The sequence below is a fragment of the Bradyrhizobium sp. LCT2 genome, assembly GCF_009931255.1.
GTDB classification, from domain to species: Bacteria; Pseudomonadota; Alphaproteobacteria; order Rhizobiales; family Xanthobacteraceae; genus Bradyrhizobium; species Bradyrhizobium diazoefficiens.
This window is the reverse complement of sequence record NZ_CP034432.1, coordinates 7,049,465-7,069,973: the sequence shown is the minus strand read 5'-3', so window position 1 is coordinate 7,069,973 and position 20,509 is coordinate 7,049,465. Positions and strand designations below refer to the sequence as shown.

22 protein-coding genes are annotated in these 20,509 nt (G+C 65.0%); 15 read left to right on the top strand and 7 right to left on the bottom strand.

Annotation, left to right across the window (positions count from 1 at the left end; all coding sequences use genetic code 11):
- Positions 1 to 160 precede the first annotated feature (160 nt).
- The 13 genes from EI171_RS33585 to EI171_RS33525 all read left to right on the top strand — a co-directional run bounded on the left by EI171_RS33585 (position 161) and on the right by EI171_RS33525 (position 11,813).
- Complete coding sequence (locus EI171_RS33585; RefSeq protein ID WP_161535874.1) at positions 161 to 616, top strand: phasin; 456 nt, start codon at positions 161 to 163, stop codon at positions 614 to 616.
- A 135-nt stretch (positions 617 to 751) separates the two neighbouring features.
- A complete protein-coding gene (locus tag EI171_RS33580; protein WP_060911069.1) occupies positions 752 to 2,038 on the top strand; it encodes a DUF445 domain-containing protein in 1,287 nt (428 codons plus the stop codon).
- Positions 2,039 to 2,226: 188 nt separating this feature from the next.
- A complete protein-coding gene (locus EI171_RS33575; protein WP_161535873.1) occupies positions 2,227 to 2,997 on the top strand; it encodes an alpha/beta fold hydrolase in 771 nt (256 codons plus the stop codon).
- Positions 2,998 to 3,195: 198 nt separating this feature from the next.
- Complete coding sequence (paaX, locus tag EI171_RS33570) at positions 3,196 to 4,059, top strand: phenylacetic acid degradation operon negative regulatory protein PaaX (RefSeq protein ID WP_011085674.1); 864 nt, start codon at positions 3,196 to 3,198, stop codon at positions 4,057 to 4,059.
- 76 nt (positions 4,060 to 4,135) lie between these two features.
- Positions 4,136 to 5,128, top strand: coding sequence for a 1,2-phenylacetyl-CoA epoxidase subunit PaaA (paaA, locus tag EI171_RS33565; protein ID WP_028172418.1), 993 nt, complete (start codon positions 4,136 to 4,138; stop codon positions 5,126 to 5,128).
- 10 nt (positions 5,129 to 5,138) lie between these two features.
- On the top strand, positions 5,139 to 5,426 hold the full coding sequence (gene paaB, locus EI171_RS33560) for a 1,2-phenylacetyl-CoA epoxidase subunit PaaB (RefSeq protein ID WP_161535872.1): 288 nt from the start codon (positions 5,139 to 5,141) through the stop codon (positions 5,424 to 5,426).
- Positions 5,426 to 6,202, top strand: coding sequence for a 1,2-phenylacetyl-CoA epoxidase subunit PaaC (paaC, locus tag EI171_RS33555; RefSeq protein ID WP_161535871.1), 777 nt, complete (start codon positions 5,426 to 5,428; stop codon positions 6,200 to 6,202). Before paaB ends, paaC begins: the two co-directional genes overlap by 1 nt.
- A complete protein-coding gene (paaD, locus tag EI171_RS33550; protein WP_161535870.1) occupies positions 6,196 to 6,699 on the top strand; it encodes a 1,2-phenylacetyl-CoA epoxidase subunit PaaD in 504 nt (167 codons plus the stop codon). The genes paaC and paaD overlap by 7 nt, the downstream gene beginning before the upstream one ends.
- A gap of 2 nt (positions 6,700 to 6,701) precedes the next feature.
- Entirely contained in the window at positions 6,702 to 7,784 is a 1,083-nt protein-coding gene (paaE, locus tag EI171_RS33545; RefSeq protein WP_161535869.1) for a 1,2-phenylacetyl-CoA epoxidase subunit PaaE, read from the top strand.
- A 101-nt stretch (positions 7,785 to 7,885) separates the two neighbouring features.
- Positions 7,886 to 8,335: a hydroxyphenylacetyl-CoA thioesterase PaaI gene (gene paaI, locus EI171_RS33540; protein ID WP_161535868.1), complete on the top strand. Its 450-nt coding sequence runs from the start codon at positions 7,886 to 7,888 to the stop codon at positions 8,333 to 8,335.
- 32 nt (positions 8,336 to 8,367) lie between these two features.
- A complete protein-coding gene (paaK, locus tag EI171_RS33535; protein WP_161535867.1) occupies positions 8,368 to 9,699 on the top strand; it encodes a phenylacetate--CoA ligase PaaK in 1,332 nt (443 codons plus the stop codon).
- A gap of 51 nt (positions 9,700 to 9,750) precedes the next feature.
- Entirely contained in the window at positions 9,751 to 10,755 is a 1,005-nt protein-coding gene (locus tag EI171_RS33530; protein WP_161535866.1) for a zinc-binding alcohol dehydrogenase family protein, read from the top strand.
- 2 nt (positions 10,756 to 10,757) lie between these two features.
- A complete protein-coding gene (locus tag EI171_RS33525) occupies positions 10,758 to 11,813 on the top strand; it encodes a YeeE/YedE family protein (RefSeq protein WP_161535865.1) in 1,056 nt (351 codons plus the stop codon).
- Here the strand turns inward: EI171_RS33525 and EI171_RS33520 are convergent.
- Positions 11,792 to 12,706, bottom strand: coding sequence for a DMT family transporter (locus EI171_RS33520; protein ID WP_161535864.1), 915 nt, complete (start codon positions 12,704 to 12,706; stop codon positions 11,792 to 11,794). The genes EI171_RS33525 and EI171_RS33520 overlap by 22 nt on opposite strands.
- Before the next feature lie 101 nt (positions 12,707 to 12,807).
- Here EI171_RS33520 and EI171_RS33515 point away from each other — a divergent pair, with 101 nt between their 5' ends.
- On the top strand, positions 12,808 to 14,238 hold the full coding sequence (locus EI171_RS33515; RefSeq protein WP_202633217.1) for a PLP-dependent aminotransferase family protein: 1,431 nt from the start codon (positions 12,808 to 12,810) through the stop codon (positions 14,236 to 14,238).
- A 9-nt stretch (positions 14,239 to 14,247) separates the two neighbouring features.
- On the opposite strand, the gene EI171_RS33510 is transcribed toward EI171_RS33515, so the two are convergent.
- The 5 genes from EI171_RS33510 to EI171_RS33490 form a co-directional block, all read right to left on the bottom strand.
- Complete coding sequence (locus EI171_RS33510; protein WP_161535862.1) at positions 14,248 to 15,471, bottom strand: bifunctional alpha/beta hydrolase/OsmC family protein; 1,224 nt, start codon at positions 15,469 to 15,471, stop codon at positions 14,248 to 14,250.
- A gap of 26 nt (positions 15,472 to 15,497) precedes the next feature.
- Positions 15,498 to 16,160, bottom strand: a complete 663-nt coding sequence (locus EI171_RS33505) for a sulfite oxidase-like oxidoreductase (RefSeq protein WP_161535861.1) — start codon at positions 16,158 to 16,160, stop codon at positions 15,498 to 15,500.
- 4 nt (positions 16,161 to 16,164) lie between these two features.
- Complete coding sequence (locus EI171_RS33500) at positions 16,165 to 17,487, bottom strand: MFS transporter (protein ID WP_011085688.1); 1,323 nt, start codon at positions 17,485 to 17,487, stop codon at positions 16,165 to 16,167.
- 33 nt (positions 17,488 to 17,520) lie between these two features.
- Complete coding sequence (locus EI171_RS33495; RefSeq protein ID WP_161535860.1) at positions 17,521 to 18,741, bottom strand: cytochrome P450; 1,221 nt, start codon at positions 18,739 to 18,741, stop codon at positions 17,521 to 17,523.
- 66 nt (positions 18,742 to 18,807) lie between these two features.
- A complete protein-coding gene (locus EI171_RS33490) occupies positions 18,808 to 19,017 on the bottom strand; it encodes a ferredoxin (RefSeq protein WP_060911080.1) in 210 nt (69 codons plus the stop codon).
- 159 nt (positions 19,018 to 19,176) lie between these two features.
- Here EI171_RS33490 and EI171_RS33485 point away from each other — a divergent pair, with 159 nt between their 5' ends.
- Positions 19,177 to 19,824 carry a TetR/AcrR family transcriptional regulator gene (locus tag EI171_RS33485; protein WP_028172406.1) on the top strand — a complete coding sequence of 216 codons (648 nt, stop codon included), beginning with the start codon at positions 19,177 to 19,179 and terminating at the stop codon, positions 19,822 to 19,824.
- Here the strand turns inward: EI171_RS33485 and EI171_RS33480 are convergent.
- Positions 19,821 to 20,459, bottom strand: a complete 639-nt coding sequence (locus tag EI171_RS33480) for an aspartate/glutamate racemase family protein (protein WP_161535859.1) — start codon at positions 20,457 to 20,459, stop codon at positions 19,821 to 19,823. The two genes, EI171_RS33485 and EI171_RS33480, sit on opposite strands and share 4 nt — an antisense overlap.
- Between the last annotated feature and the right edge of the window lie 50 nt (positions 20,460 to 20,509).

Genomic DNA, 20,509 nt, shown 5'->3' with positions numbered 1-20,509 from the left:
CATCATATTGCCTCCTGTTAAGGCTGTTCACGATTTCGTGATATTGCAGTGCAATATGAATATTGCATCGCACAATTAACTATGCCATATAAGCCGTGCCTCGGGCCAATGCGGACGGGGTGAGCCCATAGCTCAGACCATTGAGGATGGAGAGAACCCCATGACCACTGAAACCAACACCGCTTTCGAGGGCTTCAAGGACGCTTTCAAGAACATCCAGAACCTGGAAGTTCCCGAGGCCGCCCGCGAATTCGTCAAGAAGACCGCCAACACCGCCAAGGACCGTGCTGCCGAGGTGTTCGCTGGCTCCGAGCGCGTGACCGCCGCCGTCGAGAACGCGGTGACCGAGTCCGTCACCGAGGCCGGCAAGATCAGCCGCAACATCCAGCAGGCGATCTACGAGGACGCTGAAGCGTTCCTCTCCGGCATCGACAAGCTCGCGTCCGCCAAGTCGTTCAGCGAAGCCGTCGAGATCCAGTCGAGCCTGCTCCGCTCCCGCGGCGAAGCGTTCGTCTCGCGCGCCAAGGCGACCACCGACTATCTCGGCAAACTCGCCGCCAACGGCGCGAAGTCCGCTCAGGACAACTTTGCCAAGGTCTACAACAAGACCGCCTGATTGCGCGTCGCGTTGATAAACTGAATTTTGAGGCCCGCTTCGGCGGGCCTTGTTTTTTGCGCCGCCGTCATCACCGGTCGTCATTCCGGGTCCGGTCCTGCGGATCGTCGCGGAATGACGTAAGCTCGGTGAATCATGACTTCTCCCGCCACCTTCTCCTTCGACACTCCCGGTGACGCCGAGCGGGCGGCCGAGTTGCGCCGCGTGAAAGCATTGGCGACGCTGGTGCTGGCCTCGACGCTGGCCTTGTTCGTCGTCGCGAAATGGCTTCTGCCCGTGCATCCCGCGTTCGGCTTCATCGCGGCCTTCGCAGAAGCCGCGACCATCGGCGGCCTCGCCGACTGGTATGCCGTGGTCGCGCTGTTCAAGCGGCCGCTCGGCCTGCCGATCCCACACACCGCGATCATCCAGAGCAACCAGGCCCGCATCGCCGACAAGCTCGGCGAGTTCATCCAGGTGCATTTTCTCGAGGCCGGACCCGTCGAGGCCAAGCTGAACGAGATCGATTTCGGCTCCTTCGTTGCCGACTGGCTGCGCGACCGCAAGCGCAGCGAGGATCTCGCGCGCTTCGCGCTGCGTTTGTTGCCGGAGGCCTTCTCCGCGACCGAGACCTCCGGCCTGATGACCTTCATCATCCGTCGCATGTCCTCGCAGCTCCAGGCGATCGACCTCGCGCCGCTCGCCGCCGGCACGCTGCGCGGCTTCGTTGCGGAAGGGCGGCACCAGATCCTGTTCGACGATCTCCTGCGCGTGATGCATGACACGCTGAACCAGAAAGAGACGATGGCGATGATCCGCGAGAAGGTGCGCGCGGAGTTGCCGACCCTGCTCAGGCTCTACCGCGCCGACAAGTTTCTGGTGAACAAGATCGTGGCGTCGGCCACGGCCTTCTTCAACGAGGTGCGCAGCGATCCCAAGCATCCGTTCCGCGGCGAGTTCGATCGCATGGTGCTGACCTTCGTCGACCGGCTCGGCACCGACCAGGCCTACATCGATCGCATCGACGGCCTGAAACGCGATCTGCTGGCGCGGCCCGAGCTTGCAGATCTCGCCCGCACCGTCTGGGCCAACACGCGCTCCTTCATCGAGCGCAGCGCCTCCGGCGAGACACAGGTGCTTCAGCATCATCTCGTCGGCATGTTCGTCGCCGCGGGCGAGGCGCTCGCCGGCGATGCCGAACTGCGCGGCGAGATCAACAAGGGTCTGGTGACGGTGCTGCGCAGCTTCGTCGCCGACCAGAAGAGCGGCGTCTCCACCTTCATCTCCGACCAGGTCAAGGCCTGGGATATGGCGCAGCTGATTTCGCTGATCGAAATCAACATCGGCCGTGACCTGCAATACATCCGCTTCAACGGCTCGCTGATCGGCGGGCTGGCCGGACTTGCGCTCTACTCCGTAGAATTCCTGCTTCGATTGCTGTGACTTTTGCGTCACTGACGTTAGCATTAACGCGCGGGCCTATTGTGGCCCCGCGTCTCTCCCGCTTGAATGTCGGGCACCGGCCGCCTAGCTGATTCATGTTGCGCTGCGGAACGTTCAAGAAGCCGGCGTATTGGAATTCATGCCCATTTGCCGGCATCGCGGCCGGCGCCGTCCCAAGGGAAACATTGATGACCGCTACTGCCCAGACGCTGCGTCCGCCGTCCCGTACCCTGATGTTTCTGGAAGGGCGCGCGATCCACGAGTTCGGCGCATTCCTCGGCGCGCTGCCACTGCTGAGCCTCGCGCCGCGCGGCGATGGGCATCCGGTGCTGGTGCTGCCGGGCCTTGTGGCCTCCGACGCGTCCACGCGCGCGCTACGCACCTTTCTGTCAGGCAAGGGCTACGCGGTGAGTGGCTGGCGCCAGGGCCGCAACTACGGCCTGCGTCCGGGCGTGCAGCATGCGATGGTCGACCTGGTCCAGGAGCTCAGCGACACGCATGGCCGCAAGATCAGCCTGGTCGGCTGGAGCCTCGGCGGCCTCTATGCGCGCCAGCTCGCCAAGATGATGCCCGAGCGCGTGCGCCAGGTGATCACCCTCGGCAGCCCCTTTGCCGGCGATCCGCGTTCCACCAATGCCTGGCGTGTCTATGAATGGGCGAGCGGGCAGAAGGCCGATCAGGTCGATCCGCGCTTCGGCGGCGAACTCGCCGTTCCGCCGCCGGTGCCGACCACCGCCATCTTCAGCCGCAGCGACGGCGTCTGCGCCTGGCAGGGCTGCATGGAGAAGTCCGGCGCGCAGACCGAGAGCATCGAGATCGAGAGCAGCCATTGCGGCATGGGGCATCACCCGGCTGCGGTTTACGCTGTCGCCGACCGGCTTGCGCAGAAGGAAGGCCAGTGGAAGCCCTTCGACCGCAGCGGCTGGCGCAGCCTGGCGTATCCCGATCCGCATAGGTAGCTTCTTTGCCTCTCCCCGCGTGCGGGGAGAGGCCGGATTGCATCGAAGATGCAATCCGGGTGAGGGGGAGTCTCCGCGAGTCCGTCTCTTACCGTTTTTGCAGAAGCAGCCCTCTCCCCGTAAGAACGGGGAGAGGGAGAGTAACGGCGTCGCTCCCGTCCATTGTCGCGCCTGCACCAAACGCGCTATGCCTCGCACATGGCGCATCCGCTCTCCCGCATCATCGACCAGCTCAAGCGCGAACCGTCGCGCACCGGCTCCATCGTCATCACCGTGTTCGGCGACGCCATCGTGCCGCGCGGGGGCTCGGTGTGGCTCGGCACGCTGCTGGAATTCTTCGAGAGCCTGGACATCGACAGCGGGGTGGTGCGCACCGCGATGTCGCGCCTGGCGGCTGACGGCTGGCTGACGCGTGAAAAGGTCGGCCGCAACAGTTTCTATCGTCTCGCCGACAAGGGCCACCAGACCTTCGAGGCCGCGACGCGCCACATCTACGATCCGCCGCCGTCGGACTGGACCGGGCGTTTCGAGCTGCTGCTGATCAATGGCGAGGACCGCGACGCCTCGCGCGAGGCGCTGCGCAATGCCGGCTTCGGCAGTCCGCTGCCCGGCGTGTGGGTTGCGCCGTCGGGCGTGCCGGTGCCGGATGAGGCTGCGGGCGCTATCCGTCTCGAGGTCTCCGCGGAGGACGACAGCGGGCGCCGGCTGCTCAGCGCAAGCTGGCCGCTCGATCGCACCGCGGATGCCTATCTGAAGTTCATGAAGACGTTCGAGCCGCTGCGCACCGCGATCGGCCGCGGAACGACTCTCTCCGACGCCGACGCCTTCACCGCGCGGATCCTGCTGATCCACCACTATCGCCGCGTCGTGCTGCGCGATCCGCTGCTGCCCGAGAGCCTGTTGCCTGCGGATTGGCCGGGCAGGGCCGCCCGCGAACTCTGCGGCGAGATCTATCGCGCGCTGCTTGCTCCGTCCGAACAATGGCTTGATGGCCATGGAACCAATGAAAAAGGGCCATTGCCGGCGGCGCGAAAGCTCCTGGAACGGAGGTTCGGCGCCTGATCTTTATGTTACAGAAATATCTTGCATGACGTAATTTCTGTTATATATTATCTCCCAATAAAACGGGAGGATGCGCATGTACACCCAGGCGCTGAACACGGCCGAGACCGACGATCGCGGTCTTGAGGACGCAGGCAGGGCTGCGCAGTTCCAGGCCCGCATCGATGCGGAGGAACGCATCGAGCCGAACGACTGGATGCCGGCGGCCTATCGCAAGACGCTCACCCGCCAGATCTCCCAGCACGCCCATTCCGAAATCGTCGGCATGCTGCCCGAAGGCAACTGGATCACGCGTGCGCCGACCTTGCGCCGCAAGGCCGCGCTGCTCGCCAAGGTGCAGGACGAGTGTGGCCACGGGCTCTATCTCTATGCCGCCGCAGAAACGCTTGGCGCCTCGCGCGAGGAGCTGGTCGATGCCATGCTCGCCGGCAAGGCCAAGTACTCGTCCATCTTCAACTATCCGACGCTGACCTGGGCCGACATCGGCACCATCGGCTGGCTGGTGGACGGCGCCGCGATCATGAACCAGATCCCACTGTGCCGCTGCTCCTACGGTCCCTATGCGCGCGCGATGATCCGCGTCTGCAAGGAGGAATCGTTCCACCAGCGCCAGGGCTACGAGATCATGCTGACGCTGTGCCGCGGCTCGGACGAGCAGAAGGCGATGGCGCAGGATGCGCTGAACCGCTGGTGGTGGCCGGTGCTGATGATGTTCGGTCCGCCCGACGCCACGAGCCAGCACAGCGACACCTCGACGAAGTGGAAGATCAAGCGCTTCTCCAATGACGAGCTGCGCCAGAAATTCGTCGATGCCACCGTGCCGCAGGCGCAATATCTCGGCCTCACCATTCCCGATCCCGGCATGACGCAGGATGCCGAGGGGCACTGGCGCTACAGCGAGATCGACTGGACCGAATTCAAGCAGGTGCTCGCCGGCAACGGCCCCTGCAATCGGGATCGCATGGCGGCACGCCGCAAGGCGCACGAGGAGGGGGCCTGGGTGCGCGAAGCCGCCGCCGCCTATGCCGCCAAGCGCGCGCGTCGCCAGACCGCGCAAGCAGCCGAGTAAGGAGATCACGATGGCCACGCCGAACACGCCGCTGTGGGAAGTCTTCATCCGCAGCCGCAACGGGCTCGCGCACAAGCATGTGGGATCGCTGCATGCCAACGATGCCACCATGGCCCTCCAGGCCGCCCGCGATATCTACACCCGCCGCGGCGAGGGCCTGTCGATCTGGGTCGTGCCGTCCACCGCGATCACCGCGAGCGATCCGGCCGACAAGGGCATGATGTTCGAGCCGGCGGAGTCGAAGATCTACCGGCATCCGACGTTCTATGAGGTGCCCGAAGAAGTGGGGCACATGTGATGGCGAGCGCCAACACCCAGGTCTCCGAAGCACCGCTGGTGCTCTACGCCCTGCGCCGCGCCGACGATGCGCTGATCCTCGGTCACCGGCTGTCGGAATGGTGCGGGCATGCGCCGATGCTGGAAGAGGACATGGCGCTCTCCAACATCGCGCTCGACCTCATCGGCCAGGCGCGCGAGCTCTACACCTATGCCGCCAAGGTCGAAGGCAAGGACAATGACGAGGACAAGCTCGCATACCTGCGTGACGTCAGGCAGTACCGCAACCTGCTGCTGGTCGAGCAGCCCAACGGCGACTTTGCCCAGACACTGGTGCGGCAGTTCTTCTATTCCGCCTTCGCCGACCTCTACTGGCGCGCGATGATGGCCTCACGCGACACGACGCTCGCGGCCGTTGCCGCCAAGTCCGAGAAGGAGAGCGCCTACCATTTACGTCACGCCTCGGAATGGATCATCCGGCTCGGCGACGGCACGGACGAGAGCCATCGACGAGCGCAAGCCGCGATTGATCACCTCTGGGCCTTTACCGGTGAGATGTTTGCCGTCGATGACGGCGAACGCGCCCTGATCCATGCGGGTATCGCCCTCGATCCGGGTATCTTGCGCGGTCGTTGGCTGAAGATGCTTTCCGATGTCGTCAGCGAGGCCTCGCTCGAGCTGCCGCAGAACGACTGGATGCAGCAGGGCGGCCGCGTGGGCCGGCATAGCGAGCACCTCGGCCATCTCCTGTCGGAGCTGCAATCGATGCAGCGTACCTTCCCGGGGCAGACATGGTGACGGTGCTAGAGAGCGGTGCCGATCTGCGTCAGCGCGCCTGGGATGCTGCGGCGAGCGTGGTCGACCCGGAAATCCCGGTGCTGACGATCGCCGATCTCGGCGTACTGCGCGACGTCGTTCTCGACGGCGACCATGTCGAGGTCGCGATCACCCCGACCTATTCGGGCTGCCCGGCCATGAACATGATCGCGCTCGAAATCGAGGTCGCGCTGGAGCGCGCCGGCTTCCATCGTCCGAAGGTCCGCACGGTGTTGTCGCCGGCCTGGACCACCGACTGGATGAGCGAGGAGGGGCGGCGGAAGCTGCGCGCCTACGGCATCGCGCCGCCACAGGCTTCGAACTCGCGCCGCGCGCTGTTCGGCGAGCAGTCTGTCGCGTGTCCGCAATGCGGTTCTGACAGGACCGAGCTGTTGTCCGAATTCGGCTCGACCTCCTGCAAGGCGCTCTGGCGCTGCAAGGCCTGCCGCGAACCCTTCGATTACTTCAAGTGTCATTGACCATGTCAGCAGCCGCACCGCGCTTCCATCGCTTGGCCGTCAACGACCTCCGCCGCGAGGCCTCGGACGCCATTTCGGTGACCTTCGCCATCCCCAGCGAACTCGCCAGCGATTACGCTTTCACGCCCGGGCAGTACCTCACGCTCCGCACGATGCTGGACGGTGAAGAGGTGCGCCGATCCTACTCCATCTGCTCCGGCCCCGACGACGGCGAGATCCGCATCGCGGTGAAGAAGGTCGATGGCGGTGCGTTTTCGAGCTGGGCCGCCGATGAACTCAAATGTGGTGACGAACTCGACGTGATGACGCCGACGGGCCGCTTCGGCGTGGTCGCGCCGGCCGATACGGGACGGATCCATGTCGGCTTTGCCGCCGGCTCCGGCATCACGCCGATCCTGTCGATCGTCAAGGGCGTGCTCGCACGCGAACCGGATAGCCGCTTCTTCCTGTTCTACGGCAACCGCACGACCGACAACATCATGTTCCTCGAGGCGCTCGAGGAGCTCAAGGACCGCTTCATCGACCGCCTCTCGATCTTCCACGTCATCTCCGGCGAGGAGCAGGACATTCCGATCCTGCATGGCCGGCTCGACGGCGACAAGGTGAGGGTGCTGCTGCGCTCGCTGGTGCCGGCGGGAAGCGTCGATCACGTCTTCATCTGCGGTCCGTCTGGCATGAGCGAGGACATCGAGGCGACCTGCCGCGATCTCGGTATCGCCGAGGAGCGCATCCACGTCGAGCGCTTCGTCTCGGAATTCGGCGGCAAGCCGCGGCCGAAGAAGGCTGTTGCACCCGACGCGCCACCGAAGGCGATCGCCTCGCTGATCATCGACGGCAAGCGCCGCGACGTGCCGGTCGCCGAGGACGAAACGATCCTCGATGCCGCGCTGCGCGCCGGCGTCGATCTGCCCTTCGCCTGCAAGGGCGGCATGTGCTCCACTTGCCGCGCCAAGCTGGTCGAGGGCGAGGCGCCGATGGACATCAACTATTCGCTGGAGCCGTGGGAGCTGAAGGCCGGCTTCGTCCTGACCTGCCAGGCCAAGCCGTCGTCCGAGCGGGTCGTGGTCGACTATGACCATGTCTGATCGGGCGGATCAGTACCCAACAATGCAAATGCGTCGCATTATTTGACAGCTCGAACCAACCAGCAGAACATCATGTGCAGGAAATTGGCCGGGAGAAGCGCGTGAACGTCAAAGCCGCCCTGTCGCCTGAGGATATTGCCCGCGCCTGCGCCGATGCGATGTGGGCGGAGGACGATGCCTCCAAAGGTCTCGGCATGGAGATCGTCGAAATCGGCCCGGGCTTCGCGACGCTGGCCATGGCGGTGCGGCCGGACATGGTCAATGGCCAGCGCATCGCCCATGGCGGCTTCATCTTCACGCTCGCAGATTCCGCCTTTGCGTTTGCATGCAACTCGCACAATGAGCGCGTGGTCGCGGCACAGGGCCAGATCACCTTCATCACGCCCGGCAGGCTCGGCGATCGTCTCGTCGCGAAGGCAAGAGAGGTCACCCGCAGCGGCCGCTCCGGCATCTACGACGTGCGCGTCACCGCCGGCGACATCGTCATTGCGGAATTCCGCGGGCATTCGCGCGTCATTCCCGGCACGTGGTTGCCGGCACACGACCAATAAAGAAAAGAACAGATCAATGTGGGGAAACGAGGATGGCTCTGACCAGGCTCAAGGAAGGTGGCACCACCTATCGCGCCGAAATGGATGCGTATGAGCGCGCCTCACGTGACGAGATCATGGCGCTGCAGAAGCAGCGGCTGGGCTGGTCGCTGAAGCACGCCTACGACAACGTCGCGCATTATCGCAAGGCCTTCGACAAGGCCGGCGTGCATCCGTCCGACTTTCGCGAGCTCTCCGATCTCGCGAAGTTTCCGTTCACGGTGAAAACGGATTTGCGCGACAATTATCCTTTCAACATGTTCGCTGTGCCGCGCGAAAAGCTGGTGCGCGTGCATGCCTCCTCCGGCACGACAGGTAAGCCGATCGTCGTGGGCTACACCCAGCGCGATATCGACACCTGGTCGGAAGTCATGGCGCGTTCGATCCGCGCCGCCGGCGGCCGCACCGGCATGATCATCCACAACGCCTATGGCTACGGCCTCTTCACCGGCGGGCTTGGCGTGCACTACGGCGCCGAAAAGCTCGGCTGCACGGTGGTGCCGATCTCCGGCGGCATGACCGAGCGGCAGGTGCAGCTCATCAACGATTTCCGCCCCGACATCATCACGGTGACGCCGAGCTACATGCTGGCGATTCTCGACGAGTTCAAGCGCCAGAAGCTGGATCCACGCCAGTGTTCGCTCAAGGTCGGCATCTTCGGCGCCGAGCCCTGGACCAATGCGATGCGCGGCGAGATCGAGGACGCCTTCGACATGGATGCGACCGACATCTATGGCCTCTCCGAGGTGATCGGTCCCGGCGTCGCGCAGGAATGCATCGAGACCAAGGACGGCCTGCACATCTGGGAGGACCATTTCTATCCCGAAGTGATCGACCCCGAGACGGGCGCGGTGCTGCCGGATGGCGAGAAGGGCGAGCTGGTGTTCACCTCGCTCACCAAGGAAGGTTTTCCGGTGATCCGCTATCGCACCCGCGACCTGACGCGGCTGTTGCCGGGCACGGCGCGGCCGGGCATGCGGCGGATGGAGAAGGTAACGGGCCGCTCGGACGACATGATCATCCTGCGCGGCGTCAATCTGTTCCCGACCCAGATCGAGGAGGTGCTGCTGGCCACCGACTGGTGCGGCGGCCACTTCATCCTCGAATTGACCCGCGAAGGCCGCATGGACGAACTGACCATCATTGCCGAGGCGCGGCCCGAGAGCTGGGACGGCCGCGGCCTCGTCGACCATGCCGACCGGATCTCGACCCACATCAAGAACACGATCGGCATCAGCTCCAACGTGCGGGTGGTTGCGCCCGCCACGCTGGAGCGCTCGCTCGGCAAGGCCAGGCGGCTCTACGACAAGCGCCCGAAGGATTGACTTGACCACCCGTAAGGGCGACAAGGCCCGCGAGAAATCGCGGGTCTTTCCATGTCACCAGCCGATACCAAAGCAGTCGAAGCGCGCTGTGTGCGCCTCAATGCCAAGGCCGAGAACGCGGCCGCGCTTGCGCCGGTTGTCGAGCGTCAGACGCTCACGCGCGGTCCAAACGATCTCCTGATCGAGGTGAAGGCCGCCGCCGTCAATCCGTCCGACGTCAAGGCCGCGACCGGGCTGATGCCCTATGCCGTGTTTCCGCGCACGCCGGGCCGCGACTACGCCGGCGTGGTGATCGATGGACCGGCCGGCACGGTCGGCCGCGAGGTGTTCGGTTCCTCCGGCGATCTCGGCATCCGCCGCGACGGCACCCACGCAACCCATCTCGTCGTCGAGGCCGATGCTGTCGTGGAGAAACCCAGGACGGTGTCCTGGGAGGAGGCTGCCGGCATCGGCGTTCCCTTTGTCACCGCGATGGAGGGCTTTCGCCGCGCCGGCGTGCCGAAGGCCGGTGAGACCGTTCTGGTGTTCGGCGTCAATGGCAAGGTCGGCCAGGCCGCGGTGCAGATCGCGACATGGCAGGGCGCGCGCGTCATCGGCGTGGTGCGCAAGGCCGAGACCTATGAAGGCCATAGCAACGCGTCCATCGAGGTGATCGATGCCTCCGCGACCGATGTCGCCACGCGGGTGCGCGAGGTGACCGCCGGGAAGGGCGCCGACATCGTCTTCAACACGGTCGGCGATCCCTATTTCCAGGCCGCGCACAAGTCGCTTGCCTTGCGCGGCCGCCAGATCCTGATCGCCGCGATCGACCGCATCGTGCAGTTCAACATTCTCGAATTCTACAGAGGCCAGCACACTTACGTCGGAATCGACACGCTCGGCTTGTCCTCGACGGCGACTGGTGCGGTGCTGCGTGACCTCGGCCCCGGCTTTGCGAGCGGGCACCTCAAGCCGTTCCCGATCAAGGCGAATGCCATCTATCCGCTGGAGCGCGCCAAGGAAGCCTATGTCGCGGTCGCTGGCTCCTCGCGTGACCGCGTGATCCTGAAGCCGTGACGATGGAATCCACGCAACTCGTCATCCTCGCCGGCCTCGTCATCGGCCTGATCTACGGCGCCGTGGGTCTGCTGAGCGGCTTCTGCCTGATGAGCAGCATGCGCGGCCTTCTGGCGGAAGGAGACGGCCGGCTGGTGCGGTCCTATGCGCTGGCGATCGCTATCGCGATCGCCGCAAGCCAGCTCCTGGTCGGCAGCGGTACCGTCGATCTCGGCAAGTCGATCTACCTGCAACAATCCTTCTCGGCGCCGGTGCTGTTCCTCGGCGGCCTGCTGTTCGGCTACGGCATGGTGCTGTCGAACGGCTGTGGCTCGCGCGCTCTGGTGCTGCTCGGCCGCGGCAATCTCCGTTCCTTCGTGGTCGTGATCGTGCTCGCCATCGCCGCGCAGATGACGCTCAAGGGCCTGGTTGCGCCGGCGCGCATTGCACTGGTTCAGGCCTCGCAAGCCACGGTCAACACGAATTCGCTGCCGTCGCTGCTGGCGGCGCTCGGTCCCTCTGAAGCTCTCTCGCGCGCGATTGCCGCTGCCGTGATCGTCGTAGCATTGATCCTGTTTGCGTTCGCCCACCCGACATTCCGCCGTTCGCCTGGCCAGATCGCGGCGGGCGTCATCGTCGGCGTCCTCGTTGCCGGTGGCTGGTTCGTCACCGGCTATCTCGGCGCCGACGACTTCAATCCCGTCCCCGTGACCTCGCTCACCTTCGTCGCGCCGATCGCAGATGCTCTGCAATATGCCATGCTATCGACCGGCCTGACGCTCAATTTCGGCGTCGCGACGGTCGCCGGCGTCTTCGCCGGCAGTCTGGTGACGGCACTCGCTACTGGCCGCTTCAAGCTCGAAGGCTATTCATCGCCACGCCACATGCTGCGCTCGGGCGCCGGCGCCGCGCTGATGGGGATCGGCGGCGTGATGGCGTTCGGCTGCTCGATCGGACAGGGGCTTACCGGCGTGTCGACGCTGGCGCTGGGCTCGTTCGTTGCGCTCGCCGGCATCCTGCTCGGCACGACAGCGGGCCTGCGCGGCGCGCTTCGCGTTCAACCTCTCGCGATGGCCTGACTGCGCAGCAGGCGATCCCCGAGCGTTGCAAGGCCGATGCCGGCGACGATCAGTCCGGCCGCGACAGCAAGGCTCAAGTCGATCGGCTCGCCCAGCAGGACCGCCGCACTGGCGATGCCGACGAGTGGCGTCGCCGTGGTGCCGAGCGACGTCGTCAGCGCCGAGATGCTCTTGTTGACCATCGACATCGCCCAATAGGCAAGCGCCGTCCCGATCAGGCCGGAATAGAGGAACAGCAGCACGAGCCTCCGCGACCAATTGACGTGCGGTATGCCATCCACGATTGCCGCGGTGATCGACAGCACCACCGTTGCCACCAACACCTGCCAGATCAGGAGCTGAAGCGGGGAGGCGAGCCAGCGATGCGCGCGTATATAGATGATGTTTGCGGCCCACGAGATCGCTGCGAGGATGACCATGCCGGCGCCGAGCATGACGTTGCCATTGGTCCAGTCGATCGATGTCGGGTTCAGGATCACGGCAAGGCCAATCAGTCCGAGCAGGGCGCCGGCGACCTTTGGCGCGGTCAGCGTGTCCTTCCCGATCAGGGGCGCGGCGATCGCGACCCAGAGCGGTGTGGTGTAGCCGAGCACGACGGCCTTGCCCGCGGGCAGGAAGCGCACACCGGCCGCAACCAGGACCGAGAACACCGTCATGTGCAGAAGTGCCACGCTGAGAACCACCGGAATGTCGCGCCGCTCCGGGATCACGAGATTGTTGCTCAGTCCAAGGATCACGAACAAGGCAGCCAGGGCGATCCAGCTGCGGATCGCCGAAGTCCACAGTGGCGAAAGGAACTGGACGAGCTGCTTCGTCACCGACCAGTTCACACCCCAGGCCAGCACGACGATCAGGAACAGGCCGACGGCCGCGCGGGGTGACAGGGAGTTCATCTCGGAGGTCCTTGAAGCGGTCGGGCCTCGCGGATAGCATCCGGGCTGGCACCTGGGAAAGTGCCAGATCTAGAAGGAACAAGGTGCCAGTTTCAGAAGAGATGATCGCCGGCTTGATCGAGTTGAAGCGGACCGGTGAGGAAGGGCTGATGGCTCAACTGACGAGCCAGCTCAGGGAGCTGATCGGAAGCGGCCGCATCGGCAAGGGCCGCGGGCTGCCGTCGAGCCGACAGCTTGCGAGCGATCTCGGGGTCTCCCGCAATACCGTGACCTATGCGTTCGAGCAGCTTGCCGCCGAAGGGTATTTGGCTGCGTCGCACGGGCGGCGCCCGGTCGTGACGGTCGACGGCGGTGAGCGTATCGAAGCAGCTGGCGCCGCGACATCAGGTGTCCGCTCGGGCACGCCGCGCCTCTCTCCCTGGGCCTCGAAGCTCAAGCAGGCGGACTGGCCGATGTCCTATCTGGCGCAGCTAAAACCGTTGCGCCCTGGGCAAGGTGATTTCAGGGAGTTTCCGAACGAGGTCTGGGCTCGCTGTCTGCGCCGCAGCGCCGTGCGTGCGGCCAGGCGCGATCTCGGCTCCGTCAACCGGCCGCGCTTACGCGAGGCGCTGGCGCATTATCTGGCGACCAGCAGGGGCGTTCGCGCCACGGCGGACCAGATCATGATCCTGCCGAGCGCACAGGCTGCGCTCACTTTGATCGCGGCTGCCGTCATCACGCAAGGTGACGAGGTCTGGGTCGAGGATCCCGGCTATCCCGGCGCCGCGGCTGCTTTTCGTGCCTCCGGCGCGCGCGTGACCGGCATCAGGCTGGACGAGCAGGGCATGCGGCGGATGCCTGGCCTTGCGGCTCCAACGCTGATCTTCATGACGCCATCGCACCAGCATCCGACCGGGCGGTTGATGTCGCTGGCCCGCCGCACCGAATTCCTGGGCATGAGCAAGCCCGGCAAGACCTGGATCGTCGAGGACGATTACGACGGCGAATTTCACTATGACAGCCGGCCGGTGCCGGCCTTGCAGGGGCTCGATACCCATGGCCGCGTGTTCTATGTCGGCACCTTCTCGAAGGCGATGATGTCGGAAATCCGGCTCGGCTATCTCGTGGTGCCGCCGGCGCTGGTCGGCACCCTGGAGATCGCGCAGCGGCATATCGGGCTGATCGCCGCGAGCCATGTCCAGGAAGCGCTGGCCGAGTTCATTGCGGACGGGCATTTTCTCGCGCATCTGCGCCGGATGCGCCGGCTCTACCATGCGCGCCGCGATCATCTCGTCGAGGGACTGGAGCGCCATCTTGGCGAGGTACTCGCGGCCGAGGTGCCCTCGGGCGGCATCCAGCTGGTCGCGCGCCTCAAGCGCGGTCGCGCTGATCAGGCCGCGGTCAAGCGGCTTGTCGCAGCGGGGGTTGAAACGCGCGCCTTGTCCAGCCTTGCGCTCGGCCGGCCGCGCGATCACGGCTTGCTGCTCGGCTTTGCAGCCTGGCGCGAGAACGAGATCAGCGTCGCCGTGCGGACGATGGCATCGTGCTTCTAGCGCGCCGCGTTAGTCCATGGCCTTGGTCACGATGCGGATCTCGGAGGTCAGAGTGCGGTGCACCGGGCACTTGTCGGCGATCTCCATCAGCTTCTTGCGCTGCTCGGCGTCGAGCGCACCGTCCATCGCGATGTCGCGCTCGATCTGGTCGAGCATGCCCTCGCGCGTCTCGCATTCCGCACAATCCTTGGCGTAGATCTTGGAATGTTTCAGCGTGACCGTGACGCGGTCGAGGGGCAGCGATTTACGGTCGGCATAAAGGCGCATGGTCATGGAGGTGCAGGCACCTAAGCCTGCGAGCAGGAAGTCATAAGGGCCGGGCCCGGCATCCTCGCCGCCGGCCGCGACCGGTTCGTCCGCCACCAGATGATGCGGCCCGACGGTGATGATCTGGTTGAACTTGCTCTTGCGGGTCTCCTGCACCACCACCTTGCGCGGTTCTTCGGCGAGATCCATCGCCTTTGCGGGCTTTGCGGCGTCGATATAGCGGCTTGCCCAAGCCGCTATCACGTCGGCCGCATAGAGCGCGTCGGCCGGCCTGGTGAGGAGATGGTCGGCGTGGTCGAGCGAGACGAAGCTCTTGGGATGCTTGGCCGCGACGAAGAGCTTGGTCGCATTGTCGATGCCCACGGTATCGTCGGGCGGCGAGTGCATCACCAGCAGCGCCTTGTGCAGGCCGGTGACGTCCTTCATCAGCTCATGCTCGGCGATGTCTTCGAGGAATTCGCGCTTGATACGGAATGGACGCCCGGCAAGCGACACTTCGACCTCGCCCTGTGCGCGGATCGCATCAACATGTTCCCTGAACAGGCCGGTGACGTGGGTGGGGTCAGATGGCGCTGCAATGGTCACCACCGCTTTCGCCTCTGGAACCTTGCTGGCCGCGGCCAAAATCGCAGCGCCGCCGAGGCTATGGCCGATCAGGATCGAGGGCGCCTTGCGCGTCGACCGCAGATGATCGGCCGCGCGCACGAGGTCGGCGACGTTCGAGGAGAACGTCGAATTGGCGAAATCACCCTCGCTGGAGCCGAGCCCGGTGAAGTCGAAACGCAGCACCGCGATGCCCTTGGCGGCGAGCGCGACCGAGATGCGCTTGGCCGCCAGCGTGTCCTTGCCGCAGGTGAAGCAGTGTGCGAACAACGCGAAAGCCGCGGGCTCGCCGTCCGGCAGCTCCAGCGCGGCCGCGAGCTGATGGCCGCCTTCGCCGGTGAATTGAAAGCGTTCCGTCGGCATGGCCTTCCCCCGTCTCTTGGTTGGACTTAATCGCCTGAATAGCGCTGCTCGGCCCAGGGATCGCCGCGGTTATGATAGCCGCGGACTTCCCAGAAACCCGGTGCGTCCTCGGTCTGGAATTCGATCGCCTGGAGCCATTTGGCGCTCTTCCAGAAATAGAGATGCGGCACGACCAGCCGCACCGGGCCGCCGTGCTCCTCCGTCAGCGGCTGGCCGGACCAGCTATGGGCGAGCAGGGCGTCCTCGGCGGCGAAGTCTTCCAGCGCGAGGTTGGTGGTGTAGCCGTCATAGGAATGCAGGACGACGAAGCGTGCATCCTCGCGCGGCTGGCAGGCCGCGAGCAGCTCGTGCGTGGCGAGGCCTTCCCAAAGGTTGTCGTAGCGCGACCAGGTCGTCACGCAGTGGATGTCGGAGGTGAACTGGGCCTGCTTCTGTGCGGTGAACTCGGCGAAGGTCCAGAACACGGGATGTTCGATCGCGCCGTAGACGTCGAGCCGCCAGCGATCACGCGAGACCGGTGGCACGACTCCGAGGTCGAGCACCGGCCAGTCTTTCGTGAGGTGCTGGCCCGGCGGTAGCCTTTGATCTTCCGGACGCGTGATCCTGCCCGTGAGGAAGCGGCCCTCGCGCGCCCATTTCTCCTTGGTGCGCGTCAGCTTGCTGTCGGGCGGCTCGTTGTCGTCGGCCATCAGCTTACTCGTGGCGATGCATTGCGGAGGCGTGCTTGGTGTCGCGCATGGTGGAATAGATGATCAGCGACAGGCAGATGACGCCGCTGAGGTAGAAGTAGAACCATTCCTCGTGCCCGATGCTCTTGAAGTAGAGCGCGATCGCGGGTGCCGTGCCGCCGAAAATCGAGACCGTGATCGCATAGGGCAGGCCGACGCCGAGAGCGCGGACATTGGTCGGGAACAGCTCGGCCTTCACCACGGCGTTGATCGAGGTGTAGCCGGCGACGAACAGCCAGGCACAGCAGATCAGGATGAAGGCCATGAAGGGCGACTTCGTCTCCTTCAGCGTCATCAGCAGCGGCACGGTCGCCAGCGTACCGGCGACACCGAAGAAGATCAGCAGCGGCTTGCGGCCGATCTTGTCGGAGATCGCACCGTAGATCGGCTGCAGGATGGTCGCGAAGATCAGCGTGCCGAAGATCACGAAGGTGGTCTGGTCTTCGGTGAGCCCGACCGAGAGCTTGACGAAGGTCTGCATGTAGGTGGTGAAGGTGTAGAACGCGGCGGTACCGCCGGCGGTGAGACCCACCACCAGGAGCAGCTCGCGTGGGTAGCGCAGCAAGTTGGTGATCGAACCGGTCGGCTTCACCACCTTCTTGGCTTCCTCGAAGGCCTCAGTCTCGTGCAGATTGCGTCGCATCACCGCGGCAAAGATCGCGAGCGCCGCGCCGATCGCAAACGGGATGCGCCAGCCCCAGGCCTTCAGCTCGTCGGGCGTCAGGAAGACCTTTTGCAGGAGCAGCAGCACGATGATTGCGGTGAGCTGACCGCCGATCAGGGTGACGTATTGGAAGCTGGAATAGAAGCCGCGGTGCTTGGGATCGGCGACCTCGCTGAGATAGGTGGCGCTGGCGCCATATTCGCCGCCGAGGCTGAGGCCCTCGATCACGCGGGCGAGCGCCAGGATCGCCGGCGCGGCGAACCCGATCGTGGCATAGGTCGGCGTCACCGCGATGATCAGCGAGCCGAAGCACATGAAGACGACGGACAGCGTCAGCGAGATACGGCGGCCGAAATGGTCGGCAAGGTAGCCGAAGAACCAGCCGCCGAGGGGACGCATCAGGAAGGTCGCCGCGAATACGACGGCGACGTTCAATTGCTGCACGACCGGGTCGTTGCCGGGGAAGAAGGCCGGGGCGAAATAGAGCGCGAACGCCGTATAGGCGTAGAAATCGTACCATTCGACGAGATTGCCGATCGAGCCGATGAAGATCGCCTTGATCCGCCGCTCGGCGTCGGCGACGTCAAAATGCTCGGAGGCCGGTTTGATTACTTGGTCTGTCACGTCCGGCCTCTCTCTATCCCTGTTTGGAGAGGCCTACATCGCCTTTCCGAGCAGAAATGGCAACTGCCGGGGGCCTCTCACCGTGCCCTGCGACCAGGTCACGGTGCCTGCCGGATCGAGGCGAAAATCCGGGATCCGCTTCAGCCATTCCTCCAGCGCAACCTGCATCTCCATCCGCGCAAGGTTGGAACCGACGCAGCGATGGATACCGAGACCGAACGCGGCGTGGCGGTTCTCCCGACGATCGATCACGACTTTGTCAGCGTCCGGAAACATTTTTGGATCGCGATTGGCGGCCGGGAAGGACAGCAGCACCATGTTGCCCGCCTTGACCGGGCAGCCCGAGATCGTGGTCTCCTTGACCACCTCGCGCGCCATGGTCACCGGCGAATAGGCCCGCAGCAGCTCCTCCACGGCGATCGGGATCAGACCAGGCTCGGCGATCAGCCGCTCGCGGTCGGCCGGCGTTCTGGCGAGATGCCAGAGCGAGGAGCCGATCGCGCTCCAGGTGGTGTCGATGCCGGCGATCAGGAGCAGGCGGAGTGAGCCCAGCACGTGGGACTCTTCCAGCGGCTGACCTTCCTTGTCCTTGGCGTTCATCAGATAGGAGATGAGATCGTCGGTCGGCCTCGATCTGCGCTCCTCGATATGCGTCCTGAAATAGGCGCTCATCTCCTGCACGGCCTGGAGCAGCATGGTCTCGTCCTTGATGCCGAGCTCCAGGATCATGTGGATCCAGTTCACGAAGAGGTCGCTGTCGCTCTCGGGAATTCCGAGCATATGGGCGATGGCCCGAACCGGGATGTATTTGCTGTAGCGCGCTGCGGCATCGATCTTGCCGTCGGAGATGAAGCCGTCGATCAGCTCGTTGCAGATGGCGCGGACCCGCGGCTCGAGCTTCTTCATCGCGTCCGGGGTGAAGGGCGGCAGCAGCAACTGCTTGGCCGGCTTGTGCACGGGAGGATCGGAGGTGATCGGCGGGGCGGCATTCCTGGCAATCTCCGGCCGCACGTCGCGGACGATGATGCGGCGCGAGGAGAAATGCTCGGTGTCGTTGGCGATCTCGCGCACCGCCTCGTAGGTCGTCGGCATGTAGCAGCCGAGGAATCGCTCGGTGTGCACGACCGGGCTTGCGGCGCGCAGCTCATTCCAGATCGGAAACGGATCGTCCGTCCATTGCGGATCGGTGTGGTCGAAATCGTTGACCCAGTCGGTGACGGGCGGATGGGCGACGGGCTCGCTGACGTCGGACATGTCGGGGGGAATCCTCGGCTGGTGGTCGCTGGAATCACGCGCACGCGGGCAGACAGGAAGCTCGCGCTACTCCTCGATCACATCGATTGCGATTTCCGGGCAGTTGGATTTGGCAAGCCACGCCTTGTCTTCGAGTCCCGGCGGGACCGTGCCATCGCCGGCTTCATGCGCGTTGCCGTATTCGTCGAGCTCGAACAGCTCCGGCGCCAGCGCCTTGCAGCGCGCGTGGCCCTGGCATTTGTCGGGATCGACGTGAACCTTCAGTCGCTCTGTCATGGCGGCTTCCCTGGTCGTATGCGCGCGGCGCCTGAAGGGCGGCCCGCGTTCCTCATGTCAATTTTATCGGCGGCATTTGCCGCTCGGTCTAAGTTATATGCTATTACATTCGCGGCGGGCTTCCCCTGTCAAGCGCAAACTTATAGGCTTTGCCGTAACATGCGTTCACAACTCGCTCGCAAGCCCGAGAATACCTACCACCATGGCGATCTCCGTGACGCCCTGATCAAGGCCGCGTTGCGCGAGGCAGAGCAGGGCGGCGCCGAGGCGATCAGCATCAAGGCGCTGGCAAAGCAACTCGGCGTCTCGCAGCCGGCGCCCTATCGGCACTTCGCCGACCGCGAGGCGCTGCTGGCGGCAGTGACGGCGGAGGCGTTCCGGCAGCTCAGCGCGATCCTGCGCGAGGCGATGGCAAAGCCGTCCAGGCAATCGAAATTGTCGAGGCTGGCGCAGGCGACGCTCGATTTCGGCCTGCGCCGCAACGGCATCTACCGCCTGATGTTCGCTTCGCGCACCGTCTCATGCGCGGCCAAGGGCAGCGAGCTGCACGAGGCGACGCGCGAGACGCTTGGGCTCGTGATCGAAGCCCTGGAATCGCCGGCGGTCGGTTATTTGCGCGAACGGCAAGCGCTGAAGATCTGGGCGGCGGTGCATGGCGTGGTGATGCTGGCCGAGCAGGGCCTGTTCACCGGCGAGCCGGCGCATGCCACGCGCGAGGAGCTGGTCGAGGATTTTGTGAGCGAAACCAAGGCCGCGCTCGCACTGGCAATCAAGAATGCACGGCGCCGGACGAAGGCGGGCGCCTAAGCGCTGGCTTTCAGCAGCCTCATCAGCGTCTCGATCGCGCTGTCCGGCGTCGTCACGACCGGGCGACCGGTGGCCTTCGCGACCAGCGGCGCCGTCGCCGCGATGCTGAACTGTGCCAGCGCGATGACGTCGCAATCGCGTAAGTCGCGCGAGGCGTCCGCGATCAGCCGGTCGTGCGTGGCGCGGTCGCCCCGATCGAGCGCGGCCAGCGCGCCTTCGGCAAGTTTCGGCACGATCTGGACCGAAGCGGGGAATTCCGGCGGCATCGAGACCAGCGTCGGCGGGAAGGTCGAGAGCAGGCCGATCCGCTTGCCCATCGTCACCGCGCGCTCGATCATCGCTTCGTTCGGCTTCAGCACTGGCATCGGCGCATGGGCGCGCGCCACCGCCTCGATACAGGGGCCGAAGGCCGAACAGGTGAAGAGGATCGCGTTTGCCCCCGTTGCCACCGCGTAGTCGCCGAGCGCGAGGAAACGCTCGGTCATGGCGTCGGTGAGCTGGCCGTCGCGCGCGAGATCCGCAGACAGGCTGTCGTCGAGCAAGTTCATCAGCCGCGCCTCGGGCCACGCTGTCGCGAATGCCGCCTCGATCGGGGCAATGGAATGCTTCAGGGCGTGGATGAGGGCGATGCGCATGGGATCTCTCTTCTCCCTCTCCCCCTAAGCGGGGGAGAGGGGAGAATTCC

What these genes read in the sequence shown, in the direction of transcription:
- EI171_RS33585 (WP_161535874.1), top strand. Translation starts at nt 161, where the DNA reads ATGACCACTGAAACCAACACCGCTTTCGAGGGCTTCAAGGACGCTTTC.
- EI171_RS33580 (WP_060911069.1), top strand. Translation starts at nt 752, where the DNA reads ATGACTTCTCCCGCCACCTTCTCCTTCGACACTCCCGGTGACGCCGAG.
- EI171_RS33575 (WP_161535873.1), top strand. Translation starts at nt 2,227, where the DNA reads ATGACCGCTACTGCCCAGACGCTGCGTCCGCCGTCCCGTACCCTGATG.
- paaX (WP_011085674.1), top strand. Translation starts at nt 3,196, where the DNA reads ATGGCGCATCCGCTCTCCCGCATCATCGACCAGCTCAAGCGCGAACCG.
- paaA (WP_028172418.1), top strand. Translation starts at nt 4,136, where the DNA reads ATGTACACCCAGGCGCTGAACACGGCCGAGACCGACGATCGCGGTCTT.
- paaB (WP_161535872.1), top strand. Translation starts at nt 5,139, where the DNA reads ATGGCCACGCCGAACACGCCGCTGTGGGAAGTCTTCATCCGCAGCCGC.
- paaC (WP_161535871.1), top strand. Translation starts at nt 5,426, where the DNA reads ATGGCGAGCGCCAACACCCAGGTCTCCGAAGCACCGCTGGTGCTCTAC.
- paaD (WP_161535870.1), top strand. Translation starts at nt 6,196, where the DNA reads ATGGTGACGGTGCTAGAGAGCGGTGCCGATCTGCGTCAGCGCGCCTGG.
- paaE (WP_161535869.1), top strand. Translation starts at nt 6,702, where the DNA reads ATGTCAGCAGCCGCACCGCGCTTCCATCGCTTGGCCGTCAACGACCTC.
- paaK (WP_161535867.1), top strand. Translation starts at nt 8,368, where the DNA reads ATGGCTCTGACCAGGCTCAAGGAAGGTGGCACCACCTATCGCGCCGAA.
- EI171_RS33530 (WP_161535866.1), top strand. Translation starts at nt 9,751, where the DNA reads ATGTCACCAGCCGATACCAAAGCAGTCGAAGCGCGCTGTGTGCGCCTC.
- EI171_RS33525 (WP_161535865.1), top strand. Translation starts at nt 10,758, where the DNA reads ATGGAATCCACGCAACTCGTCATCCTCGCCGGCCTCGTCATCGGCCTG.
- EI171_RS33520 (WP_161535864.1), bottom strand. Translation starts at nt 12,706, where the DNA reads ATGAACTCCCTGTCACCCCGCGCGGCCGTCGGCCTGTTCCTGATCGTC.
- EI171_RS33515 (WP_202633217.1), top strand. Translation starts at nt 12,808, where the DNA reads ATGATCGCCGGCTTGATCGAGTTGAAGCGGACCGGTGAGGAAGGGCTG.
- EI171_RS33510 (WP_161535862.1), bottom strand. Translation starts at nt 15,471, where the DNA reads ATGCCGACGGAACGCTTTCAATTCACCGGCGAAGGCGGCCATCAGCTC.
- EI171_RS33505 (WP_161535861.1), bottom strand. Translation starts at nt 16,160, where the DNA reads ATGGCCGACGACAACGAGCCGCCCGACAGCAAGCTGACGCGCACCAAG.
- EI171_RS33495 (WP_161535860.1), bottom strand. Translation starts at nt 18,741, where the DNA reads ATGTCCGACGTCAGCGAGCCCGTCGCCCATCCGCCCGTCACCGACTGG.
- EI171_RS33490 (WP_060911080.1), bottom strand. Translation starts at nt 19,017, where the DNA reads ATGACAGAGCGACTGAAGGTTCACGTCGATCCCGACAAATGCCAGGGC.
- EI171_RS33485 (WP_028172406.1), top strand. Translation starts at nt 19,177, where the DNA reads ATGCGTTCACAACTCGCTCGCAAGCCCGAGAATACCTACCACCATGGC.
- EI171_RS33480 (WP_161535859.1), bottom strand. Translation starts at nt 20,459, where the DNA reads ATGCGCATCGCCCTCATCCACGCCCTGAAGCATTCCATTGCCCCGATC.